The following is a 4,236-nucleotide window of genomic DNA, read 5'->3' as shown; positions in this document are numbered from 1 at the left end:
TGCGACCGGTCCACGTCCCCGCCGCCTGACGCACGAGACCGAAGGGCCGCCCCCTCCCCGGGACGGCCCTTCTCCGTGGACTGAGACAGCCAGCACCCCCCTGCACCCGAGCCGATCAGAGAAACTTGCGTGGACACGCGACCGCGTTGTTCGCCCAAGGCCCTGGCCGCTGAGCGATGTCAGCCCGAAAGAGGAACCACACACGTGAGCCCGAAGAGCAGCCCTTCCCTGCGCGAGCGTGCCGAGGCGGCCGCCCGCTTCCTGGACCAGGCCGGGGAACCAGCTCATGCGGAGACCGTGCGTGAGCTCGCTGAGCGCGCCGCAGGTCGGCGCGGCACCCCGGCGCTGGTGACCTACGTCTACGAGGACACCTGGCGTCAGGTCCTCGCAGATCCGACCCCTACCACCGAGCTCATCGAGCAGGGCTACGCGGCCCTCCTCGCGGGAACGTGGCGGCCCAGGAGGCCGGCCCGGGCCAAGCGCGGCGGGCCGGCCCGCACCCAGGGCAACACCCGCTTCTCCAAGGAGAGGCGGGAGGAAGTCGCCCAGTACATCGCAGCCCACGCCGACGAGATCGGGTGGGAGCCCACGGCCGATCAAGTTGCCTCCGCCTGGCTGGAGGAGAACTTCCCTCCCCGCTGACCTACCTGTCACAGCTGCGCTGGGCGTCGCTGGAGCGCCCCCGCGTCTGCCAGGACGGGGCCAGCGCGTTGATGTCGGGTGCGGTGGCTGTGCGGGCCGGGGTTGCACCCCTCCCGATTGTACTTCTATTATCGAATCCATTGTTCTTGGTCTGGAGGCCGGCATGGGCACCCCTGCGTTGTTGGACGCTGCCGCGACCGCTGAGCGGTTCGGCGTCAGCGTCTCGCGGATCAGCGAGTGGTATCGCGACCGCGCGACGACAGGGTTCCCTGAAGCCGCCGGCAACAGCAGTCGCACTCGACAGTGGGCTCTGGCGGACCTGGAGGCATGGTTCACCGGTCGCGCCAGCTCGAGCGGCGCGGTGCAACTGGGCGACGCGGATCCGGATGAGCTGCTGGGCGCCCCTCAGGTCGCGGCGTTGTTGGGGGTGAAGTCGATCCACAGCTACCTGGCGAAGCCTGGATACTTCCCCGAGCCTGACGTGACCGAGGAGGCCGGTCGCTACCGGCGCCGGTTCTGGCGCCGGGCGACCATCGTCGACTGGGACGCTGCCAGGCCCGGTAAGGGCAACACCCAACCGAAGGCGAAGCGGCCGGCCCCAGCGGCGCAGGCGGAGCCCACCGGCGAGTTGACTCCCGTGGTGGATTCCGCTCAGGCGGCGCGCATGTTGGGCTACAGCAGCACGGCGAGCTTCGCCAGCGCCTACGCGCAGGGGAACCTGCCGGAGCTCGGCGAGCCGGTCGGGGTGCAGGAGTCCGCCGGCCGCGGCCGCGCTTCGCGGTCGTGGTCGACCGCGGGCGTCCTGGCGGCGGCTGTCCGGCGCCGGCGCGACCTGGAGCTGGTCCAGCGACGCCAGGACAGCTGCATCAAGGCTCTCGAGGCGGCGAACGGCGGGCCGGTGTCGGCGAAGGATCTCTTCGCCGCCGATCCGGAAGCGGGCACCCTGCAGCAGTGGAAGGCCACGTTGGATGCGATGCGCAAACAGATGCGGGCCGCGCACTGACATGCCGAGCGGCCGGTTCCGCTCCCGTGAGGGGGCGGGCGGGAGGTTGGCTTCCTCCCCCGGCCGCAGTCCGGCGCCCGGGCTCAGCAAAAGCCCTATTCCGAACTGGCACGAGCGTAGCGCGTCGGTGTCGGGTTCATCGAGGATTTGCTGCCCCGACGGGGTGCGGGTCGTTGGCGGCCGCACCTGAGCGGCAGGCACCGCACAGGTGCTCCCCGGCGCGTACGGGTCTGCCGCACAGGCCGTCATTGCCGGGGCATTCGTGGTGGATCGGGGCCGGGTCGAGGATCCGGGCGGGCCGAGGCAGGCACGCGGCGGGGACCGGGGTGGCCAGCAGATCGTCGATGCGCCATGCCAGTACGGTGCGCGGGTGTGCGGCGTCCTCGATGTCGAGGGTCAGCACGGTCCGCAGCCGGCTAGCGGTCCACCCGCGCGCCAGCAACTCGTCGAGGTGGCCTCCCAGTCGGCGCACGGTCGCCGCGGGGAGGGCCAGGGTCGCAACGCTGTCACTGATCTCCCACAGCAGCTGCTGGCCCGCAGTGGCAGTGCCCGGCGCCAGCGCACCCCTCCCCTCCCCCACCATCGGCTCCTCTCCTGGTCCGGCTGCCCGGGGGCGCGTGGGGGACGGTAGGGGGGAGGTGGGGTTGGTGTTCTTCCCGCTGGTGTTCTTGTTCTTGTTGTTCTTAGGGGTGCGATTTTCCGCGTGCGGTTTATCCGCGTGCGGAAAACCGGTAACCGGTCGCGACCTGCAGATTCTTGCATCGCCGCTGGTGGGCACCGGTGGTGGATTTTCGCTCACCGGCTGTGAGCTGGGCGTTTGTCCGTCCGGCATGTCCGTGATCAGGTACTCGACCGGTCCGAGGGTGCCGTCGGGGCGCCGTTCCTGGCTGCGCACGAGGTAGCCGAAGGTCTCCAGCTCCCGCAGGCCGGCACGGATCGCGGACAGGCCGTCGGTGGACTGCTCGGCGAGCCGCTTCGGATTGATGCCGTACCCGTCGCGGTGCGTACTGATCAGGCCGAAGATGCCCTTGGCCTTGAAGCCGATCCGCGGGTCGCGAAAGAGCCGGTTGGAGATCTGGGTGAAGGAGTCGGCGGCCATCTGCCCCCGGCGGATGCGTGCGTAGGCGGTGCCCGTCACAGGTCCATCCACCCCCGCGGCTCCAGGTCCTCTCCGGCAACCGGCGTCCACACAGCGGCTGCCGGGCCTTGCTGCTCCAGGTCCTCCAGCACGGCTGCGCCGAGGGGGACTTGGCGGGCCAGGCGGACAGCGAGCGGATTGGCCCCGGTCATCGCCCGCAGGTCGTCGATCCGTCGCTCCATCACCGTCCGGGAGGCGCCGGTCAGCACGAACAGCACCCTGGGGTACACCGGGTAGTAGCGCTGCCACACCGGCATCGGCGCGGCCATCGCCTGCCGACGCCCAGCCGCCACGGGCACAGGCGCGTACTCGAGGAACCGCCCGTAGGTCATCAGCTTGGAGGCGAGGCGTTCGCTGCCCATGGTGCAGCGGTCCACCTCCACGAAGGCGCGCAGCTGCCGGCGGGCTCCGCTGGGGCCGTTGGCCGTATAGCGCATCAGGGCGTCGGCGATCAACGCGTCGGCGCGCTGATCGGACAGCCGGTGGTAGACCTCCGGCTCCCAATCCAAGGGCCCGTACTCGTCCCCGCGGGCGCGCCCATCGGCCAGGAAGGCCAGGTGGGTCCGCAGGACTGCCAACGTATGCGCGGCGCGGCGGCGCAGATGGACGGTGTCGCCTGCGACCAAGGGGTACTCCCGCTCGCGGACCTCGGGGAAGGTCGCGCACAGGTCGCGCCCAGTCGGGGTGAGCAACCACAGCTTCGTGCGACCCGCGGGCAACTCCACCGACGCCACCAGGCCCTCCTTGCTCAGGTCGTGCAGCAGGAGGCGAGTGGTCCGCTCGGCACGCTGGATCCCGATCAGGGCGTGCAGCTGGGCGCTGGTGGCCATGCGGTGCATGTAGAGACAAGCCAGCGCGGTGTACGGGGCGTCCAGGGGGCTCATGAGTACTCCGTGTTCGTGTGGGTCGACTTGAGCAGCTGCACGGCGGCGGCGCGTTGCGGCTTCGGGGCGCGGCCCGGACGCGGGCGCGTACCGGAGTTGGTGAGGAAGGCCGTGACCTTGCCGGTCTGCTTGTCCGCGACACGGTTCAGGTAGGCGGCGGTACGGGCGCCCACGGCCTGGTTGGTGGCCTTGGCGAGTTCGCCGACCTGCTTCGGGGAGTGCAGGGTGCGGAACACCTCGCCGGGTTGGGGGCCGCGGACGGTCAGCGGTCCGATCTGGCGGCCGCCGATCGTCAGTGAGAGGGCGTGGTGGTAGCGGGGCAGGTCGGCGACGTCGCCCTCGGTCATGGCGCCGTGCCACTGCTCGGTGACCGCGCGCACCGAGCCGAGAGAGCCCGCGGTCGTGGACAGCGCGGAGGCGTTCTGCAGCAGGGACAGGCGGGCGTCGGGGTTGATGCGCTCAAGCAGCTGCACCATCACGTGCATCCGCACCCCGAACTTGCGTAGCTGTTCCGCGATTTCGGCGATGGTGGCGCTGGCTCCCGCGGTGTCGAGGGAGATGAGTTCGTC

4 protein-coding genes and 1 pseudogene are annotated in these 4,236 nt (G+C 70.7%); 2 read left to right on the top strand and 3 right to left on the bottom strand.

Annotated features, from left to right (window positions below):
• Positions 1-204 precede the first annotated feature (204 nt).
• Together ACFP3V_RS31745 and ACFP3V_RS31740 are read left to right on the top strand one after the other, a co-directional pair.
• Positions 205-642, top strand: coding sequence for a hypothetical protein (locus ACFP3V_RS31745; protein ID WP_380591276.1), 438 nt, complete (start codon positions 205-207; stop codon positions 640-642).
• A 163-nt stretch (positions 643-805) separates the two neighbouring features.
• Entirely contained in the window at positions 806-1,645 is an 840-nt protein-coding gene (locus ACFP3V_RS31740) for a hypothetical protein (protein ID WP_380591273.1), read from the top strand.
• A 136-nt stretch (positions 1,646-1,781) separates the two neighbouring features.
• Here the strand turns inward: ACFP3V_RS31740 and ACFP3V_RS31735 are convergent, their stop codons facing one another.
• The 3 genes and pseudogenes from ACFP3V_RS31735 to ACFP3V_RS31725 all read right to left on the bottom strand — a co-directional run.
• A complete protein-coding gene (locus tag ACFP3V_RS31735) occupies positions 1,782-2,783 on the bottom strand; it encodes a hypothetical protein (RefSeq protein ID WP_380591270.1) in 1,002 nt (333 codons plus the stop codon).
• On the bottom strand, positions 2,780-3,667 hold the full coding sequence (locus ACFP3V_RS31730; RefSeq protein WP_380591267.1) for a replication-relaxation family protein: 888 nt from the start codon (positions 3,665-3,667) through the stop codon (positions 2,780-2,782). Before ACFP3V_RS31730 ends, ACFP3V_RS31735 begins: the two co-directional genes overlap by 4 nt.
• Positions 3,664-4,236: pseudogene (locus ACFP3V_RS31725) on the bottom strand (hypothetical protein); the annotation flags it as partial. The pseudogene ACFP3V_RS31725 and the gene ACFP3V_RS31730, both read right to left, overlap by 4 nt.

This window comes from Streptacidiphilus monticola, assembly GCF_042658505.1.
Taxonomy (GTDB): Bacteria; Actinomycetota; Actinomycetes; order Streptomycetales; family Streptomycetaceae; genus Streptacidiphilus; species Streptacidiphilus monticola.
This window is presented reverse-complemented; position numbering and strand designations above follow the sequence as displayed.

Coding starts and splice junctions, on each gene's coding strand:
- ACFP3V_RS31740 (WP_380591273.1), top strand. CDS start 806: ATGGGCACCCCTGCGTTGTTGGACGCTGCCGCGACCGCTGAGCGGTTC.
- ACFP3V_RS31730 (WP_380591267.1), bottom strand. CDS start 3,667: ATGAGCCCCCTGGACGCCCCGTACACCGCGCTGGCTTGTCTCTACATG.